Origin of the sequence: Paenibacillus sp. tmac-D7 (genome assembly GCF_006519665.1) — a bacterium.
GTDB lineage: Bacteria > Bacillota > Bacilli > Paenibacillales > NBRC-103111 > Paenibacillus_G > Paenibacillus_G validus.
Genome location: NZ_VIDW01000023.1, coordinates 25,071 through 41,852 on the forward strand (window position 1 = coordinate 25,071; position 16,782 = coordinate 41,852).

Here is a 16,782-nt window from a genome sequence, read left to right on the forward strand (position 1 = left end):
CGAATTGACATCATATTATGAACAAAACGCTGCCGCGGCAGACACGATCCGTTCGGCGCAAAACCCGCGCGTGAAACAGTGGGCGGAACTGTTAAGCCGCAAAGGGCGGGATAAAATCGGCCGCTTCGTGATCGAAGGGCTCCATTTGGTGGAGGAGGCTTTGAGCTCCGAGTCGATGCCGGAGACGCTAGTGTATACGGCGGAAAGGTTCGACGTCGTTTCGCCGCTCCTGCGGAAGGCGAAAGCGGCGGGAGTCGAGTGCGTCCCCGTGACGGAACAGGTGCTGGCGAAGTGCACTGACACTCAGACGCCGCAGCCTGTATTCGCCGTCGTTCCCAAGCTGCCATGGCGGCCGGCGGACTTGATGAGGGCCAGCTTGCCGGACGGGCTCGTTGTCGTCATCGACGGCGTTCAAGATCCCGGCAACTTGGGGACGATCATTCGCAGCGCGGACGCTGTCGGCGCAACGGGCGTATTGCTTGGCAAAGGCACGGTCGATTTGTACAATCCGAAAACTGTGCGCTCCACGATGGGATCGCTCTTCCATCTTCCGATTGCGCAGGGCGATCTCGGGGAATGGCTGCCGCAAGCCGCGGCCGCCGGCATTCAAGTGGCGAGTACGAGCCTGGCGGGCGCTGTTCCGCTCTATGACTGCGACTTCCGGCCGCCGACCTGGTTCGTGATCGGCAACGAAGGCCAGGGCGTGTCGCCCGAAGTCGACCGGCTGGCGTCGCAGCGCGTGCTTATTCCGATGGCCGGAAGGGCCGAGTCGTTGAACGCTGCGATGGCGGCGACGGTTGTGCTGTTTGAGGCGATGCGGCAGCGGCTGGGGTAAGTGAACGATTATTCTGTTGTTGTGAGTTGTAATTCAGTTTGGCACTGATTGGAACGTTGTTTGTCACGGGTTTGGAACGTAGATTTGTCATAAGTAAGATAGCCCGATGAGTCAAAAAACCTTGATTTGTCGGGCTATTTTTTGTCATCATTAGTGAAAATACGATTAAGGTACGGTGCTGTATGATTGGGGATAAAATTTGTGTTCTAAGAAAAACTAAACAGACTAAATCAAGTTGAATTTGCTGCTTCGCTTGGTATATCACAAGGCAATTTAAGTGAGATCGAAAAGGGGAAAAGTAAACCTTCAGCGGAAACGCTAATGGCGTTAAGAAGAACTTAAAATCAGGACGGTTTTAATAGGTCTGAAGTACCAAACATGAAAATACATATTGTGCGAATTCGAATTTTTTGTTAGACTTGTATCACAAGTTACAAGATCGGTGGTGGATAATAATTATAAAGGCCATTGAAAAGCAAAATGTGGTAGATGAGGTTTATGATCAGATCAAAAGCAACATTATCACCGCAAAATGGAAGCCTGGCGACAAGATACCGTCTGAAAACGAACTGTGCCAAATGTTTAATGTCAGCCGCGTTAGTGTCAGAAGCGCTATTCAAAAGCTAAGGGCTGTCGGTATCATTACCACGCACCATGGAAAGGGCTCCTTTGTGTCTCCTTCCATAAATGAAAGCATTCTCAATAGCTTCATCCCTGTCATGAACTTAAGCGAACAAGAATTTTTGGACATGATGGAATTTCGTGAGACGATTGAGTTCAAGTGTATTGATTTGGCCGTTGAGAGGGCGGAGGAGAAGGATATTCAGCAAATCGGTCAAGCCTTGCAGAAAATGATTGCGAACAAAGATGACTTTGTAAAATATTCCCAGAGTGATCTGGAATTTCACTTCGCAATTGTAAGGGCTTCCAAAAACGAGTTGTTCCTCAAACTTATGAATGCAGTTAAGGATGCGTACTATTACTATCTCGAAGAGTTAAATCGCGTCTTTGGGGTTAACGAAGAAAGCCTGCAGGGGCATATTGCCCAGTATGAAGCAATCCGTAATAAAGACGCAGGAAAAGCGAAAGAGCTGATCGCTATCGGGATGGAAGAGAACCGCCGAAAAATCGCGCAATTAAAAAATCATTTTTGATTTTTTTCTTTATACTTGTATGACATGATATGTGTTATGACTTTACCTAAATTTGGTTTTAAGCGGTCCGCTGCCTGTTCCTACATAAAGGCAACCCCGTTTTGAACAAATAAATGACAACAAGTTGGAGGGTAAACTATGAAATTGAAAGGCATTACTACAGCAACTCTCACCTTGGCCTTAACCGCAAGCATGATCGGTTGTTCGTCAAAAGCGGAGAATTCCGAGTCGGGAGCGGCGGGAACAGGATCTAAGCAAACTACTTTGACCATTATGTCCGCTGTCCAAACGGAAAAACCCGGGGGAGACATTGAGAAGCAAATAGCGGAAGCTTATATGAAAGAGCACCCGAATGTAAAAATTGAATTCATGGGTGTATCGATGAACGACATGTACAAAAAGATATCTGTACTTGCCGCTGCCAATCAAATGCCGGACGTCTTTACAAACACGCCGGAATTTATGTACAACGTTTATCAAATGAATGCCACGGAGGATTTGAGCAAGCTCCTCGGGGTGGATTATCTGAAGGAATTTTATCCGAATGTCATTGAGGAATCCAGCATAGACGGCAAGCTGCAGTTCATTCCTTGGACCTCGACGCCTCAAGCATTGATTTATCGGGGGGACTTGTTCGAGAAGGAAGGGCTGAAGGCTCCGGAAACTTGGGACGATTTTCTCGCTGCGGCTCAAAAGCTTACAAAGGATACTAACGGCGACGGCAAACCGGATCAATGGGGCTTCGCTATGATCGGTACCCGCAATACATCTGGAGGAACCCGCTTCCTGCCTGTGCTTCGCTCTTTCGGCGCGGAAGAAGTCCGCAAAGATGCGAACGGCAAATGGGTAACTGATTTGGACACTGCGAAAGCTAAGGATGCCCTGCAATTTTATACCGATCTGAACAATAAATACGGTGTGGTTCCTCCGGGCGTAACGGAAACCGGCTTCCCGGAAGCGGCCAGCATGCTCGCCTCCGGTAAAGCGGCCATGCTGATCAGCGGACCGAATGCTCTCGGCACCATCATCTCGCAAAATCCGGATATGAAAGGAAAACTGTACAGCGCTCCTATACCGATGAAAGAAAAGCACTCTGCAACATTCGGGCTGCTGGGATATTCCATTTCGGCAACAAGCAAAAACAAGGAAGTGGCTGCAGATTACCTGAAGTATCTCCTTAACAATGAAAATGCACTGAAATTCACTGAAGCAACCGGCCCGCTGCCGACTAAAGCCCAATTGGCATCAAGCCCGTCGCTGAGCGCTCCGGATAAGGCCGGATTCGTAAAAGCGCTGCAGTACGCTTATCATGCACCGACCATTTCTACGTATTCGCAATTCTATGATATCGTAGCCGAATCTTATCAAGTCCTCTTGGCTTCGAATTCGAAAGTAACGGCTGACGAAGCCATGAAAAAAGCGGCTGCACGTGCAAATGAATTGATTGCAAAAGAAGGCAAGTAAGCATACAAATTACACCGATGGCTTTCTGAGGAAGGGAGTTCCTTCTTCAGAAAGCTGGCGGCATCATGAAAAGAAAGGAGGGGGGACAGTGAAGAACGCAATCGTCAAAAAAGAGTGGTGGGCCGCATATGGTTTCATTTTGCCGGCTGCCATTACGCTCTTGTTGTTGGTTACGTATCCTCTACTGTATGGCGCATACATTAGCTTTTTTAATACCAATTTGGTCAACAAATGGGACTTTGTTGCACTGAACAATTATGTAAGCATTTTTTCAAACATTCAGTTTGTCGGAAATATTGTAGTCACGTTGAAATATACGTTGTTTACCGTTATCGGTCACTTCGCGATCGGACTGGTGCTTGGGCTCATACTGAATATGAAGTTGCCGGGCATAACAATTTTTCGGACAATTCTAATCCTCCCTTGGCTGCTCCCGGAAGTAGTAGTCGGATTGTTGTGGAAGTGGTTGTTCAACCCGATGTACGGCCTCTTCAACGATATCCTGATGCGTCTTCATGTGATTGATAGTCCGGTTTCCTGGTTGGGTGACGCATCTTACGCTTTTATCGCGATCGTCATCGTTTGCGTATGGAAGGGTTACCCGATGGTTATGATGATGGTCCTCGCCGGGCTTCAGTCGATATCGCAGGACACGTATGAAGCGGCCAAGATCGATGGCTGTAATCGGGTTCAGTCGTTCCGTTACGTCACGCTGCCCGGTCTGCTTCCGGTGCTCGTGGTCACACTGATCCTTGATACCGTCTGGTGGTTCAAACACTTCACCATGATTTGGCTGCTGACGGAGGGGGGCCCGGGGGACGCCACAAACGTTGTCAGCATCGATATTTTCAAGCAAGCCTTCCAGTTCTTCGATTTTGGCAAAGCTGCGGCAATGGCAGTGATCGTGTTCTTTGTGTGCTTCTTAATCGGATTTTTATACAGGAGGCTGTTCGGCAATGACAACGACTAATGGAAACGGACGCTTGTTCAACCTGCTCATGTATCTAATATTGGCAATTGCTTCCTTATGCGTATTGGTTCCGACGTTGTGGATGCTGTCGACAGCACTCAAGCCGATGGATGAAGTTATGGTTACTCCGCCCAGATGGATCCCGGAACACATCACTTTTGAAGCTTTCTCTCGAATTTGGAAGGATTATCCGTTCGGTACTTATTTCTACAATAGTATTATCGTTGTGCTGGTTTCTACCGGAATCTCCCTAGTATTCTCCGCACTGGCAGGATACGGGGCATCTCGCTTTCAATTCCGCGGGAAGGGGGCGTTCCTGACCTTTTTGCTCGTTACGCAAATGTTTCCGTCTATCATGCTGCTGATTCCGTTCTATAAGGTTTTGAAAACGCTTGGTCTGGTAGACACCCATTGGGGTTTGATTTTGGTGTACATCTCATTTTCAGTCCCGTTCTGCACATGGTTAATGCTTGGCTTTTTTCAAGGGATACCTAAGGAGCTGGATGAGGCGGCGACAATCGACGGATGCGGCCGGGTCCGCACGTTTGTGCAGATTATTCTTCCCTTGTCGTTACCCGGCTTGGCGGCTACGGCGATTTACTCATTCATCGTAGGTTGGAACGAATACATGTTTGCGTTTATTTTGACGACCTCAGAGAAGATGAAAACTTTGCCGATCGGCATCGGTCAATTGAACGGGTTTTATAAGATTGTGTGGAACGATTTGATGGCGGCTTCCATTGTATCAAGCTTGCCCCTAATCATCCTGTTTATTTTCCTGCAAAAGTATTTTATCAGCAGTCTGACGGCAGGAGCCGTAAAACAATAGAGTATGTTCGGATAGGAGCAGCGAAGATGATTACTATACGCGATGTGAAAACGATACTGACTGCCCCGGAGGGAATCAACCTGGTGGTGGTCAAAGTCGAAACGTCGGAACCCGGCTTGTATGGCTTGGGATGCGCTACGTTTACCCAAAGATATTTGACTGTTGCCTCAGCTATCGAGGATTACTTAAAGCCTTTTCTAATCGGAAAAGACGCACACCGTATCGAGGATATTTGGCAGACTGCGATGGTAAGCGGCTATTGGCGCAATGGTCCGGAGTTTAACAATGCTCTTTCGGGCGTCGATATGGCGTTATGGGATATAAAAGGGAAAATTGCCGGTTTACCGGTGTATCAGCTGCTTGGCGGCAAATGCCGCGAAGGCGCTGCAATATACAAGCATGCTGACGGATCGTGCAAAGAAGAGGTAGAAGAAAATGTAAGGTCTTATATGGAACAGGGCGTCCGTTATGTGCGCTGTCAGATGGGGCTATATGGCGGTCGGGACCAAAAAATTATCAAACCTGAGAACGCATTGGACGGCGTTTATTACGATCCGAAGGCTTATATGAGAGGGATCGTCGAATTGTTCGAGCACTTGCGTGGCAAGCTTGGCTGGGAAATCGAATTTTTGCACGATGTTCATGAACGGCTGTCTCCTATAGACGCGGTCGCGTTCGCTAAGCAGATGGAACCATTCCGGCTGTTTTATCTGGAGGACGCGCTGCCGCCGGAACAAATCGAATGGTATCGCACGATTCGTCAGCATACGGTGACTCCAATCGCCATGGGGGAACTGTTTAACAATCCGAATGAATGGCTTCCGCTTATGTCCAATCGCTTGATTGACTTTATCCGTGTGCACGTTAGCCAAGTAGGCGGAATAACTCCGGCTAAAAAAATGACGTCCATGGCAGAGGCTTTCGGCATCCGCACTGCGTGGCACGGGCCGGGAGATGTTTCTCCGGTAGGTCATGCCGCAAACGTGCATTTGGACATAAGCAGCATCAATTTCGGTATTCAGGAGTGGAACGGATTCAAGGAAGAAGTTTACGAAGTATTCTCCGGATGCCCCGTAGAAAAAGACGGATATGTATATCCGAATGACCTTCCAGGACTCGGCATCGATATCGATGAAGAAAAAGCAAAGAAGTATCCGTGTACGAACGTACTTCCAAAATGGACGTTGGCCCGTTTGCCGGACGGGACATCGGCACGTCCGTGACTCGATTAGACTTGAGTGGATTCAATGCTTAAACGGTGATACCCGTTAATGCTATCACGCAGACCATGCCAATGGTCTGTTTTTTTTGAATTGATGCTTGTGGCCTCCCGGGATTCCTAATAACATCGGCATGAAATTTATTTTCTCACGTCAATTTCAAACTCCAGTTTATTACGCTCCCTCAATATGATTCAGTTTCCTCACTGAGACTCATGAATTCGCAGGATTTCACCCTGTGTAAGATGAGAGAAGAGAGTCACACGGAGGAGCCGGTGGCTAGATCCGTAGAAAGGGCATGCGAGAACAAAGGTGTGGTGTCCAACACCCAAGTTGTTCCATATTGTGCACGTCTCCACGTAGCCCTAGCGATTCTCCCTCCCATGTCTCAACGGGTCTATGCCCTTACATGCTTCGTCACATCTAACTAAGGGGTGGAGGTCGGTTTTTCTAACGGAACGGGTCCATTTTGCGCAACATATCCCGATAGGTGGGGAGGTTCCATGCCGACGATGACTTTGGTCAACTTGTAAGACTTGAGCAGATCTTGAATCCAACGACCGAACAGTTGAAAGCCCTCGTCATGGTTGCCGAACTCCAGCGGCGATCCCAGTGCAATTCCCCAATAGCTGACCGAACGAGCAACGTGAGCCTCCTGGGCAATATCTACACCGACAACCAAATGCAAAGAGCAAGTGTTTTCAATGAGTTGATTTTGCTTGTCCTGGGCCTTAGTGTGGTACTAAAAAAAGATAGTACTTGTAGGATATTGGTAAATTATTTAAATTATAAGTAGTTCAAGTATTAACCAAAAATGGTTGCTATGGAGGATAAACGCATATGAATCATCAAAAATATCAAAGAAGGAATACACCTGCTTTTACAGCTGTATCTTACTTCGCTTTTGCAGCAGGATTGTTTTTATTTGCAATTGGGGTTTATAACGCGGATTGGCAGCTTAATGTCAAAGGGTACTATATCCTTTGTGTGGTTCTCATAACGATGACCTGTATTGTGGTGCAGAAGGTTGCCCGAGACAACGCAGAAGACAAATTTTTGCAGCAAGATAACCCAAAGCATAAAATGCGTAATACGACAGCCTTTACTGGCATGTCATATATCGGTTTATTGATTGGCTATGCAATGTTCTTTATTGGACTATATAATGCGCCCTTTGAATTGAACGTCAAAGGATACTACATTGCCGTGGTTCTCCTTATCTCGTACAGCGCTATCGGTGTGCAGAAAGTTATCCGCGACAACGTTGAGGACAAAGAGATCCTTGGGGACCTGGAGTTTAATCGTAATCCTCAAGACACGATATAGTTAAGCTGCCTTTAAGGCATGAGTTCGGTACTGTACTGGGCTCATGCCTTTTAGTTTTGTCTTAATTCGTTTGTGATTATAGTAGTATCTATTTTTCTAGTTCCACTTTGAATGGTTCAATACTCTCAAATTCCTGTGTGTATAAGAATTCGGATTTTAAGATGTTAAGAAACCTTTCGATACAACGCAAAAGAGAACGTTCTTCTCTATCAAGCTAATGGAGTAGAGGTTCAATCAGATAAGCGACCCGGAAGCGAAGACTATCGCTTGGGGTGCGCAAACTCCGTCCTGTTAATTGCTCGCACTTGTCCAATCGGTAGATAACGGTATTTCGATGAACAAAAAGCTGTTTGGCGGTTTCAGCGATTTGGCAATGATTCTCATAAAAGACCATCAGTGTTCTCATCAGTTCTTTTCGTTCTTTTTCCTCCAGTCCTTTCAGATCTTGAAAGGTGTCCAAGTAAAATTTCTTCAACTCTCCTATGGGAACCATTCGTAATAAATCCGCCAATTCTTTAATGTGATTGAATTGGACAAACATCCTTTTCTTACTGAGATATCCGGTTTGCAGGGCATCGAACGCTTCTTTGTAGGTGACGGAAATATCCAAGAGCTTTTGCACGGGATTACCAACTCCGAAGGAGACGGCAATCTGAGTCCTCTTATAGATCTCATCGGCAATCTTTTTTAATAGCTCCGCCAGTTCCATTTCCGTTTCTTGAAGATAAGGCTCATTCGGATTATAGGAAAGGATGACAACAAACAGGTCGTTTTTCGTGAAAATGACAAAGGGCGTTCCATGATCCGTAAATCCTTTTTTAATTAATTGATAGAGTTCCTCGCGCTCCGTAAATCTGCTGTCTTCAAGCGAAGCGGGGTTTATGCCGTTTGATTCCGCCGGCGCGTCTTTTTTGGCTGCGATACACAAAGAGGTGCTGTGTTCGTTTAGACCGTATCTTTTTCCCCGATGAATCACTTCCTGTTCGGAGGTTACGAACCCTTCCACCAAATCCGAAAAAAATTCATTCTTGTACCTTCTTGAGCGTTCCTTTACCGCCTGCTGTTTCAGCATTTCGAAGCTGATCACGTTGGCCGCTTGCTCCATTGCCATGAAGGGATGTTTATTGGTTGGCGGATTGTCAATGAACGAAATCAGGAATCCTTGAGGCTGATAGGTTTGAATAGGGTGAACGGCTACGTTTCGGCATGGTGAATCGGCATCCGCCACCAAGGACAAAGATTGGGTGGAGCGGGTGGCCGGCAAGGCCGTTAATGCATGCTGGATGACGGGCAGCAACGCCATATAAGGTGCGCTTTGAAAATGTCGGGATGAAGAAATGAGCTCCAGTTTATGATTTAACAGCAGTGTAGGGGAATCCAGCAACTTGGAGAGCTCTTGCACAATCTCCGGAATGCTTTTTCCCTCCAGCACGATACTGGTGAAATGTCTGTGGCTTTCTAAAGCGTATCGCAGCTCGTCGGCACTTTTTTCGAGAATATAGCTGAGCGACTGGTTCATAATTTCTCCAAGAGAAAAATCCAGAGGAAGCTCAATGATGGGAAAGTTCAGCTTATTGGCGACTTCTACAACACGAATAGGGATTGCCGGTAAAAAGCGCTTCGTCTTGATCATGAGTCCGGCGCAGCCGACATTGGCCATATTGGAGACCAGAGATTCCAGTGCTTCCGGACGATCCTTTATGACATATGCTGTGGTTAGCAGCAGCTCCTGAGGTTTTAAAAAGTCGATAATATCCGGAGCGTCCATCATGTTGACAGAATAGACGATGCGGTTCAACCCCTCTTCCCCGGCGATTACTCTGGATGTGGACAAGCAGGGAATTTTCAGAAGATCCGCTAATATCATGGACAACCTCTCCTTCATTACATTATGCGTGATATAATTTAACAAAAATATATCACATAGGGCGGATTTTGTGCAATATGAACAAAGGGAATTTTAATTTTGTTTATTCTGTATGATGAATAAGTCAAATAAATTCATTATAATCTGTTATATAAACAAACAATATATGTGATATAAGGTCACGTTAAATGGTTGGAAGGAGAGAAAGAGAGTATGAATTCGCAAACGCAAACTGAGATATTAAAGAGGCCCTTTTACAAAGGACTTTTTTTTCAGATTATTGCATCGATCGTCGCGGGTATTTTAGTGGGCTATTTTTGGCCGACCATTGGCATTGCCCTGAAGCCGCTAGGCGATGGCTTCATCAAACTGATCAAAATGATCATTGCACCGCTTGTTTTTGGAGTTGTTGTCGTTGGTATTGCCAAGGTCGGTGACATAAAAGCGGTCGGAAGAATGGGAGGAAAAACGATCCTCTACTTCGAAATCGTAACGACCATCGCGCTGATCATAGGCATGGTAGTTGCAAACTTGATGAATCCCGGTGCAGGAATGAATGTCAATACCGCTACCCTATCAACGGATGCAGTCACCAAAGCGACCAAGGGCTCGCAGCTTCCCAGCACGACGGATTTCTTCCTGAATATGATCCCGGAAAGCGCCATCGGAGCGTTCGCAAACAATTCGATATTGCAAGTATTGCTAATATCTTGTTTGTGCGGTTTTGCAATCATCCATATTGGCGGACGGACGTCGGAGGTTCTGGTCGATTTCTTCGAACATGCCAACAAAGTCATGTTTCAAATTATGAGCTATATCATGAAGCTTACGGCGCTAGCGACATTCGGCGCATTGGCCTTCGCGGTCAGCCAGTACGGGATTAACACGCTCCTTTCATTCGGTAAACTGTTTATTGCCATGACCGTCGCATGTGTTGCCTTTCTCATTATATTAGCCATCATCATGCGGGCATACGTTGGTCTCAGTCTCTGGAAACTAATTCTCTACGTCCGCGAGGAGATTCTTCTCGCGTTCGCAACAGGTTCGACGGAAGCGGTCATGCCGCAGCTGATGAATAAGTTCGAGCACGCCGGCTGCAACCGCGCCGTTGTCGGACTGGTGGTGCCTACAGGATATTCGTTCAATCTGGACGGGGCCTCAATCTATTTATCGCTGGCACTGGTTTTTCTCGCCCAAGCGACCGGCACTCATTTGAGCATTGCCGAGCAGCTTGTGCTTCTGGGAGTTCTGCTGTTAACGTCCAAGGGGATGGCCGGAATACCGGGGTCCGCATTTGTTGCACTGTCAGCAACCGCGGCGGCAACAGGCTCCATACCAATGGCCGCAGTCGCCCTGATGCTTGCGCCTGACCGATTCATGGGAAATTATCGGACAACAGTCAATATTATTGGGTATGCTGTCGCCACCTTCGTCGTTGCGCGTTGGGAGGGCTTGCTTAATAAGCATCAGGCGGAAAACGTGCTTGACGGCAGACTTGCGTATGCTCTCGGCGAAACTAACCTTGCCGATGCAACTAAGAAGCAAGCGTTCTGACCCGGCATATCATGTGAAAAAAGAGGGGATGAAAACTCCCATGAAAGATTTTGGTTTCATTCACGAGCTGGTAGAACAATCCTTGTGTTAAGTATTACAGCAGATCGGTAAATGAGCCGGATCTGCTGTTTCGTTTGCAGTTATTGCAAATCCTGTACCATCTATCAGACGAACGTATCGTACAAGAAACCCGCACGCAGGCTGGCACAGCCGGAACAAAGTCCGCTCGACGTACGGCGGGATGCGGCAAAGCGTCTGCTTCGCGTTGTGGTCAAGCGGCATCCGAAGCTCGAGAAGAAGCTGCTGCCTGACCATGAAGGCTCGGTGAGCGAATAACTGAATCTTGTCAAACAGATCGTCGAGGACGAGCGACTGCTGTCGCACAAAGGGATGAAGTCAGCCATCGATCCTCTCCCAGCCGTAGTAGCATTATGGACGGATTCTAACCATTTTCATCATCTGAGGTGCGGCGCTGCATGTATGGCTAACGGGCATAAAATGGTGGACAACGGAAAATGACATGCAAGCCGGCAACGGCTGCATGTCATTTTTCTTTACAGAAAACGGGCTGCCAAGGTACCCGGCCCATTAAAGTCGTGGAAGAACGCTATCGTGGATTCCGCTTGCTATGGAGCATACATTCCAAGGGGATAACAGGGGGGGCATACGCGTTATGGTCATCGCCAGGCGTTAGGCAGCTGCCTCATCAGCAGTCTATCCATGCATGAAAATAGCGCCGATGACCAGAGAAGCCACAATCCCCCAGATCGGATTCAGCCCCAAATAGTGCACCGAAATAAAAAAAAGGGCTGCAATCAAAAAAGGCAGAAAAGAAAACATCCCGCTTCCTTTTTGAAAAGCAAACTTCGCAAAATCAAACGCCAACATGGCCAACATGACAAAAATGACCGGTTGAATCCCTTTGATCATACCCTTAATATAAATATTGCTCTGCAATTTATACATCACATTCACGAGCAAAACCATGAGCAGTGCGGTCGGCAGCACGACGGCTCCGACCGCAACAACAGCACCGCTCCATCCCGCAACCTTGAATCCGATATAGGCCGCAAGCTTGGTTGCGATAGGACCCGGAAGCGCATTGCCGAATGCAAGCGCTTGTCCGAATTCCTCGTTTCCCATCCAGCCAAACCGGTTCACCACTTCATTCTGGTACAAGGGAATAATCGACGGGCCTCCGCCATACCCCAGCATAGTCGATCTCCCAAAAGCGATAAATAAATCCAACAGCGTCTTGATCATCCTGCTCCTTCATTCCTTTCATTGCCGAACTTTACCAACCGATGGCAAGACCATCTCCTCGGGGATCGGCGGCGCCGTACATAACCCCGTTCGTATCGATACAGATTCCTTGGGCCTGGCCTACTATACCGTCCCAACCGGACACGAGTTCCACGCGATGCCCCCACTGCATGAGCTTCTCCGCGGCCGATTGCAAATTCCGGTTTTCCATTTTCAGCGAATCGCTCGCTTGACCCCAAGTCCGCCCATACACCCAACGCGGCAAAGCGATCGCTTCTTGAATCGTGCAGCCATAATCCAAAACACCGGTCAATATGGATAACTGTGTTTGCGGCTGCCCTTCGCCGCCCTGGGTTCCAAGTAATAAGTATGGCTTTTCCCCGCGCAGCACCATCCCCGGCATCAACGTATGAAAGGTGCGTTTGTTCGGAAGCAAGGCGTTGGGGTGCTCTGCATCCAGCGAAAAAAATGAACCTCTATTTTGCAAAATCACACCTGTACCCTCCGGAACGTAGGCCGACCCGAAATCATAGTATAAGCTTTGGATGAAAGAGACCGCGTTCCCCTCATCGTCCACGACAGCGGCATAAGCGGTATCCTGCCCCATGGGCGAAGATAGAAAAGGGCTGGCTTCCATGGGCGTTAATGATATTTGCTCGCTTAATTGCCTTGCGAAATCTTTTGACAACAGTTGGTCTACAGGAATATGCGCAAAATCCGGATCCGTCAAGTAACGATCCCGATATTGAAATGCCTTTTTGACGACCTCCACCATCAGGTGATAAAATGCGGCCGAATCTCGCGGAATGCCTGCCAGGTCAAAATGCTCCAATATATTCATCATGAGCAGCAGTGAAAATCCTTGGGAGTTCGGCGGCATTTGGTAAATCCGGTCGCCTTTGTACGTTGTCGACAATGGCTCGACCCAATCGCTTCGATGGGAGAGGAAATCTTCTTCAGTCAGAAGCCCCCCGTCAGCCCGAATGGCCAGGACCATAGCTTCCATGAACGGCCCTTTATAAAAAGCATCCCTTCCTTCCTTCATCAGAAGACGCAAGGTCGCCGCCAATTCGGATTGAACGAGACGCGAACCCTCGCTTTTTAATCGGCCTCCATCCATAAATACTTCCTTCAGAGTCTTATCCTCGCGGATCCATTGCTCGTCTTTACACATCCAGCGATACAGATCTCTGGAAACCGGAAAGCCTTGTTCGGCATATTGGACAGCCGGGGCAATAAGCTTATCCCAAGGCAGTCGGCCAAATCGGGTCCACACCTCCCACCAGGCATCGACCATACCGGGTACCGTTATGGCGCTCAGAACACCGCGATCGGGAATACGGGATAACCCTTTATCCTTAAACAGGGATGAAGAGACCTCCCGGCCGGAACGGCCGCTTCCGTTAAGACCGATGACCTTTCGATCTTTCGCCGAATACATTAAGAAAAAGCTATCGCCCCCGATTCCCGTCATGTGAGGATAGACTACGGCCAAGGTTGCGCTAACCGCAACCGCAGCGTCAAAAGCGTTCCCTCCCTCGCGCAGGACGAAGCTTCCGACGGTGCTGGCCATATAATGCGGGGAAGCGACCATACCTTGATGCCCCATCGGCATGATGTTATTCAACAGGAACCTCTCCTTCCCGATAAACCTGGAGTGCCGCCTGAACGCCTGCAGCTGCATGGATTGGCACACCGAAGCAGATCATGACGGCCTCTAAAGCGCCGAGCAGATGCAGCACATTTTTCTTTCTGCAGCTAAATCCCATCGTACCGATCCGCCATATTTTCCCCTTTAACGGGCCGAAAGAGCTGGCAATTTCAATTCCGAACTGCTCCAGCAGCATGGCTCTCACCGCTTCGCCATCGATACCTTCAGGAATCCGGATACAGGTAACCATAGGCAATTTGCATTTCGGGTCTCCGTACAGCTGCAGCCCCATGCTTTGAATTCCTGCCATTAAAGCCTTCTCGTTTAGTGCATGTCTCGCAAAACGAACTTCCAGGCCTTCTTCCAAAACAATTCTTAACCCTTCCCTGAGTGCGTAAAGCATGGATGTCGCTTCCGTATGGTGATTCAATCGGGCGGGGCTCCAATAATCCTGGAGCTGGCTCAAATCGAAATAATTGCTTCGAATCGCAGTTCCTGCCGAAAGGGTCTGGGACATCGGATCGCGTAACCCTTTCTCGATTGTTTTTCTTCGTAAAATTTTCGCTTCCGCACGGCTGTTATAGGTGAGCGGGGACATGCCCGAAGGCACGGAAAGACATTTTTGCGTTCCTCCGATGACCACATCAAGCCCCCAGGCGTCGGTCTCAACCGGTGTTCCCCCAATCGTGGCCACAGCATCAACGACCAGCAAAATATCGAGTTCCCTGCACACCTTACCAATGTCCGCAAGCGGCTGCATACGTCCCGTAGAGGTTTCACCGTGCACGATCGCAACGAGCTTCGGCTTTTCCCGGTGAATGGCCCGTATCACTTCTTCCGGATCGAATACGCTTCCCCATTCCGTTTCCAGAGTCGCTATTTCCGCGCCGCAGCGCTCGGCAATTTCCATAAGCAAATACCCGAATCGTCCGTAAATCGGTATAAGCACTTTATCCCCGGGTTCAATTAAACTGGTTAATGCCGCTTCAATTCCCGAGCGGGAGGTCCCGTCAACGGGATATGCCCACTGATTGGAGGTTTGAAACACCTGACGAAGCATCCCCATCGTCTCGTTCATTAAATCGGTGAATTCAGGATCAAATTGGCCCAGGATCGGAAAGGACATTGCTCTGAGAACCCTGGGGTCCACTTCCACAGGACCGGGTGTCATGATCGTACGCAGGGACGGGGACAAATCCTTATACATTTTCATATTTCCTCCTCCTTATAGCCCAGCAGATATAATAATTCGATCAACACGGCGGTGCCGACGGCCAAATCTGCGGGAGACGTGTATTCTTGTGGGGAATGGCTGATCCCCAAATGGCTTGGAACAAAAATAAGGGCCGACGGACAGATGTGTTGAAACATTTGAGCATCGTGTCCTGCGCCACTGGCCATGCTAAGGTGAGAAATATCATGGCTTTTGCAAATCCGCTCAATCTTTGCAGACAACTCTTTGTCCATGTTTACGGGCGAAGCATTCATCCATAAATGGGTTTGGACATGAAGCTCCTGCTCTTCAGCAATTTTTCTGAATTCCGTTAAAAACCGATGACAAAACGTTTCTAAAACGGTGGCATCCGGATGCCGTACATCTACTGTAAAAATGACCTTCTCCGGTATCACATTCGCAACATTGGGCTTGACCTCAAACCGGCCTACCGTCGCCACCAAAGGCGCTCCCTGTTCCCTTGCGGCATTCAGCAAATATTGAGTCATCCCGCTAGCTCCGCCCAAAGCATCCTTTCTCCACATCATAGGCGTAGTCCCGGCATGGTTCGCTTCTCCCGTTACTTCGATCGTGTAGCGTCTTTGTCCCACAATGGCCTCGACAATCCCGATATTCAAGTTATTTCTTTCCAGCACGATGCCTTGCTCCACATGAAGTTCAATAAACGCGCCGATATCTTGACGGCGGCTGTCCCGTAACGTACCGGAACCGAAGCCTGCAGCTTCCATCGCTTCGCGAAAAGAAATGCCGTTCTCATCGGTCAATAAGGCGATTTCTTCAACATGTCTGCGGCCCGTAATGCTCCCCGAGCCCCAGTAGGTCATCGGAAACCGGCTCCCTTCTTCTTCGCACAAGGAAACGACCTCCAGACTCCGCTTCGGCATGCCGAAATGTTGCTTCAAATATTTCAGGGCAATCACGCCTGCCGCAATACCGAAGGTGCCATCGTACATCCCGCCGTTTTTGACAGTATCCACATGCGAGCCCGTCATAATCGACGTCTTGTTCGTTTCCGTTCCCGGCAGTTTTCCAAACAGATTGCCTACCCAATCAAAGGAAGCCTCCAAACCTGCTTGTTCCATTGCAGCAGCTAAAGCAAGCTGGGCATCCCGCCAAGCTTCCGAGTACAACAGGCGCGTGACGCCCCCTTCTTCCTGCTTTCCAAAAGAACCCATCCAGAGCATGAATTCTTCGATTTCTTCAGTAATGCTTTCTATGATTTCGCATTTGTCATGCAGCGAGAATGTGACTTTACCCTCCATAACGGTTCCTCCCAGTGACCCTTGGCACAGCGCCACACGCGTTTGCCGGCCCGATCTTTAGTTTGGTGTAATGTTTCGTTACATCTCGTATTTTTTATCCAAATTATAAGGGTTGGGTCAAAGGAAAGTCATTGTTCAATATATCTAATAATG

Annotated in this window: 13 protein-coding genes and 4 pseudogenes; 10 read left to right on the plus strand and 7 right to left on the minus strand. The window is 48.3% G+C overall.

The window, feature by feature from the left end:
* The first annotated feature begins 4 nt into the window (after positions 1–4).
* The 7 genes and pseudogenes from FKP33_RS16380 (at position 5) to FKP33_RS16410 (ending at position 6,475) form a co-directional block, all read left to right on the plus strand.
* Positions 5–835: a TrmH family RNA methyltransferase gene (locus FKP33_RS16380; protein WP_141335782.1), complete on the plus strand. Its 831-nt coding sequence runs from the start codon at positions 5–7 to the stop codon at positions 833–835.
* Positions 836–1,069: 234 nt separating this feature from the next.
* A pseudogene (locus FKP33_RS16385) lies at positions 1,070–1,177 on the plus strand (helix-turn-helix domain-containing protein); the annotation flags it as partial.
* 68 nt (positions 1,178–1,245) lie between these two features.
* Positions 1,246–1,989 carry a FadR/GntR family transcriptional regulator gene (locus tag FKP33_RS16390; RefSeq protein ID WP_236595790.1) on the plus strand — a complete coding sequence of 248 codons (744 nt, stop codon included), beginning with the start codon at positions 1,246–1,248 and terminating at the stop codon, positions 1,987–1,989.
* Positions 1,990–2,127: 138 nt separating this feature from the next.
* Entirely contained in the window at positions 2,128–3,453 is a 1,326-nt protein-coding gene (locus tag FKP33_RS16395; RefSeq protein ID WP_141335783.1) for an ABC transporter substrate-binding protein, read from the plus strand.
* An 88-nt stretch (positions 3,454–3,541) separates the two neighbouring features.
* A complete protein-coding gene (locus FKP33_RS16400; RefSeq protein ID WP_127608186.1) occupies positions 3,542–4,423 on the plus strand; it encodes a carbohydrate ABC transporter permease in 882 nt (293 codons plus the stop codon).
* Positions 4,410–5,252 (plus strand): carbohydrate ABC transporter permease, encoded by an 843-nt coding sequence (locus tag FKP33_RS16405; RefSeq protein WP_127608185.1) that lies wholly within the window; start codon positions 4,410–4,412, stop codon positions 5,250–5,252. Before FKP33_RS16400 ends, FKP33_RS16405 begins: the two co-directional genes overlap by 14 nt.
* A 26-nt stretch (positions 5,253–5,278) precedes the next feature.
* Positions 5,279–6,475 (plus strand): enolase C-terminal domain-like protein, encoded by a 1,197-nt coding sequence (locus FKP33_RS16410; protein WP_141335784.1) that lies wholly within the window; start codon positions 5,279–5,281, stop codon positions 6,473–6,475.
* A gap of 493 nt (positions 6,476–6,968) precedes the next feature.
* On the opposite strand, the pseudogene FKP33_RS16415 reads toward FKP33_RS16410, so the two are convergent.
* Positions 6,969–7,178: pseudogene (locus FKP33_RS16415) on the minus strand (IS110 family RNA-guided transposase); the annotation flags it as partial.
* A 134-nt stretch (positions 7,179–7,312) separates the two neighbouring features.
* On the opposite strand from FKP33_RS16415, the gene FKP33_RS16420 reads away from it, so the two are divergent.
* The gene (locus FKP33_RS16420) at positions 7,313–7,798 is read left to right on the plus strand and encodes a YiaA/YiaB family inner membrane protein (RefSeq protein WP_127608183.1); all 486 of its coding nucleotides are present in this window, start codon (positions 7,313–7,315) and stop codon (positions 7,796–7,798) included.
* Here the strand turns inward: FKP33_RS16420 and FKP33_RS16425 are convergent.
* A pseudogene (locus FKP33_RS16425) lies at positions 7,799–7,979 on the minus strand (IS3 family transposase); the annotation flags it as partial.
* A 33-nt stretch (positions 7,980–8,012) separates the two neighbouring features.
* Complete coding sequence (locus FKP33_RS16430) at positions 8,013–9,665, minus strand: PucR family transcriptional regulator (RefSeq protein ID WP_181410181.1); 1,653 nt, start codon at positions 9,663–9,665, stop codon at positions 8,013–8,015.
* Positions 9,666–9,878: 213 nt separating this feature from the next.
* Between FKP33_RS16430 and dctA the strand changes: the two genes are divergently transcribed.
* Positions 9,879–11,219, plus strand: coding sequence for a C4-dicarboxylate transporter DctA (gene dctA / locus FKP33_RS16435; protein ID WP_141335786.1), 1,341 nt, complete (start codon positions 9,879–9,881; stop codon positions 11,217–11,219).
* A gap of 58 nt (positions 11,220–11,277) precedes the next feature.
* Positions 11,278–11,630: pseudogene (locus FKP33_RS27735) on the plus strand (hypothetical protein); the annotation flags it as partial.
* Between the two features lie 303 nt (positions 11,631–11,933).
* Here the strand turns inward: FKP33_RS27735 and FKP33_RS16445 are convergent.
* The 4 genes from FKP33_RS16445 to allC are packed head-to-tail and all read right to left on the minus strand — an operon-like array spanning position 11,934 to position 16,629.
* Positions 11,934–12,482, minus strand: coding sequence for a chromate transporter (locus FKP33_RS16445; protein ID WP_141335787.1), 549 nt, complete (start codon positions 12,480–12,482; stop codon positions 11,934–11,936).
* A gap of 31 nt (positions 12,483–12,513) precedes the next feature.
* Complete coding sequence (gene ggt / locus FKP33_RS16450; RefSeq protein WP_373423902.1) at positions 12,514–14,097, minus strand: gamma-glutamyltransferase; 1,584 nt, start codon at positions 14,095–14,097, stop codon at positions 12,514–12,516.
* Positions 14,098–14,101: 4 nt separating this feature from the next.
* Positions 14,102–15,346 (minus strand): pyridoxal-phosphate-dependent aminotransferase family protein, encoded by a 1,245-nt coding sequence (locus FKP33_RS16455; RefSeq protein ID WP_127608178.1) that lies wholly within the window; start codon positions 15,344–15,346, stop codon positions 14,102–14,104.
* A complete protein-coding gene (allC, locus tag FKP33_RS16460) occupies positions 15,343–16,629 on the minus strand; it encodes an allantoate deiminase (RefSeq protein ID WP_141335789.1) in 1,287 nt (428 codons plus the stop codon). Before allC ends, FKP33_RS16455 begins: the two co-directional genes overlap by 4 nt.
* Positions 16,630–16,782: the final 153 nt, after the last annotated feature.

Bases quoted from the DNA above. Each gene is read 5' to 3' on its own strand.
- FKP33_RS16395 (WP_141335783.1), top strand. From the start codon at position 2,128: ATGAAATTGAAAGGCATTACTACAGCAACTCTCACCTTGGCCTTAACC.
- FKP33_RS16405 (WP_127608185.1), top strand. From the start codon at position 4,410: ATGACAACGACTAATGGAAACGGACGCTTGTTCAACCTGCTCATGTAT.
- FKP33_RS16410 (WP_141335784.1), top strand. From the start codon at position 5,279: ATGATTACTATACGCGATGTGAAAACGATACTGACTGCCCCGGAGGGA.
- FKP33_RS16420 (WP_127608183.1), top strand. From the start codon at position 7,313: ATGAATCATCAAAAATATCAAAGAAGGAATACACCTGCTTTTACAGCT.
- FKP33_RS16430 (WP_181410181.1), bottom strand. From the start codon at position 9,665: ATGATATTAGCGGATCTTCTGAAAATTCCCTGCTTGTCCACATCCAGA.
- dctA (WP_141335786.1), top strand. From the start codon at position 9,879: ATGAATTCGCAAACGCAAACTGAGATATTAAAGAGGCCCTTTTACAAA.
- FKP33_RS16445 (WP_141335787.1), bottom strand. From the start codon at position 12,482: ATGATCAAGACGCTGTTGGATTTATTTATCGCTTTTGGGAGATCGACT.
- ggt (WP_373423902.1), bottom strand. From the start codon at position 14,097: ATGCCGATGGGGCATCAAGGTATGGTCGCTTCCCCGCATTATATGGCC.
- FKP33_RS16455 (WP_127608178.1), bottom strand. From the start codon at position 15,346: ATGAAAATGTATAAGGATTTGTCCCCGTCCCTGCGTACGATCATGACA.
- allC (WP_141335789.1), bottom strand. From the start codon at position 16,629: ATGGAGGGTAAAGTCACATTCTCGCTGCATGACAAATGCGAAATCATA.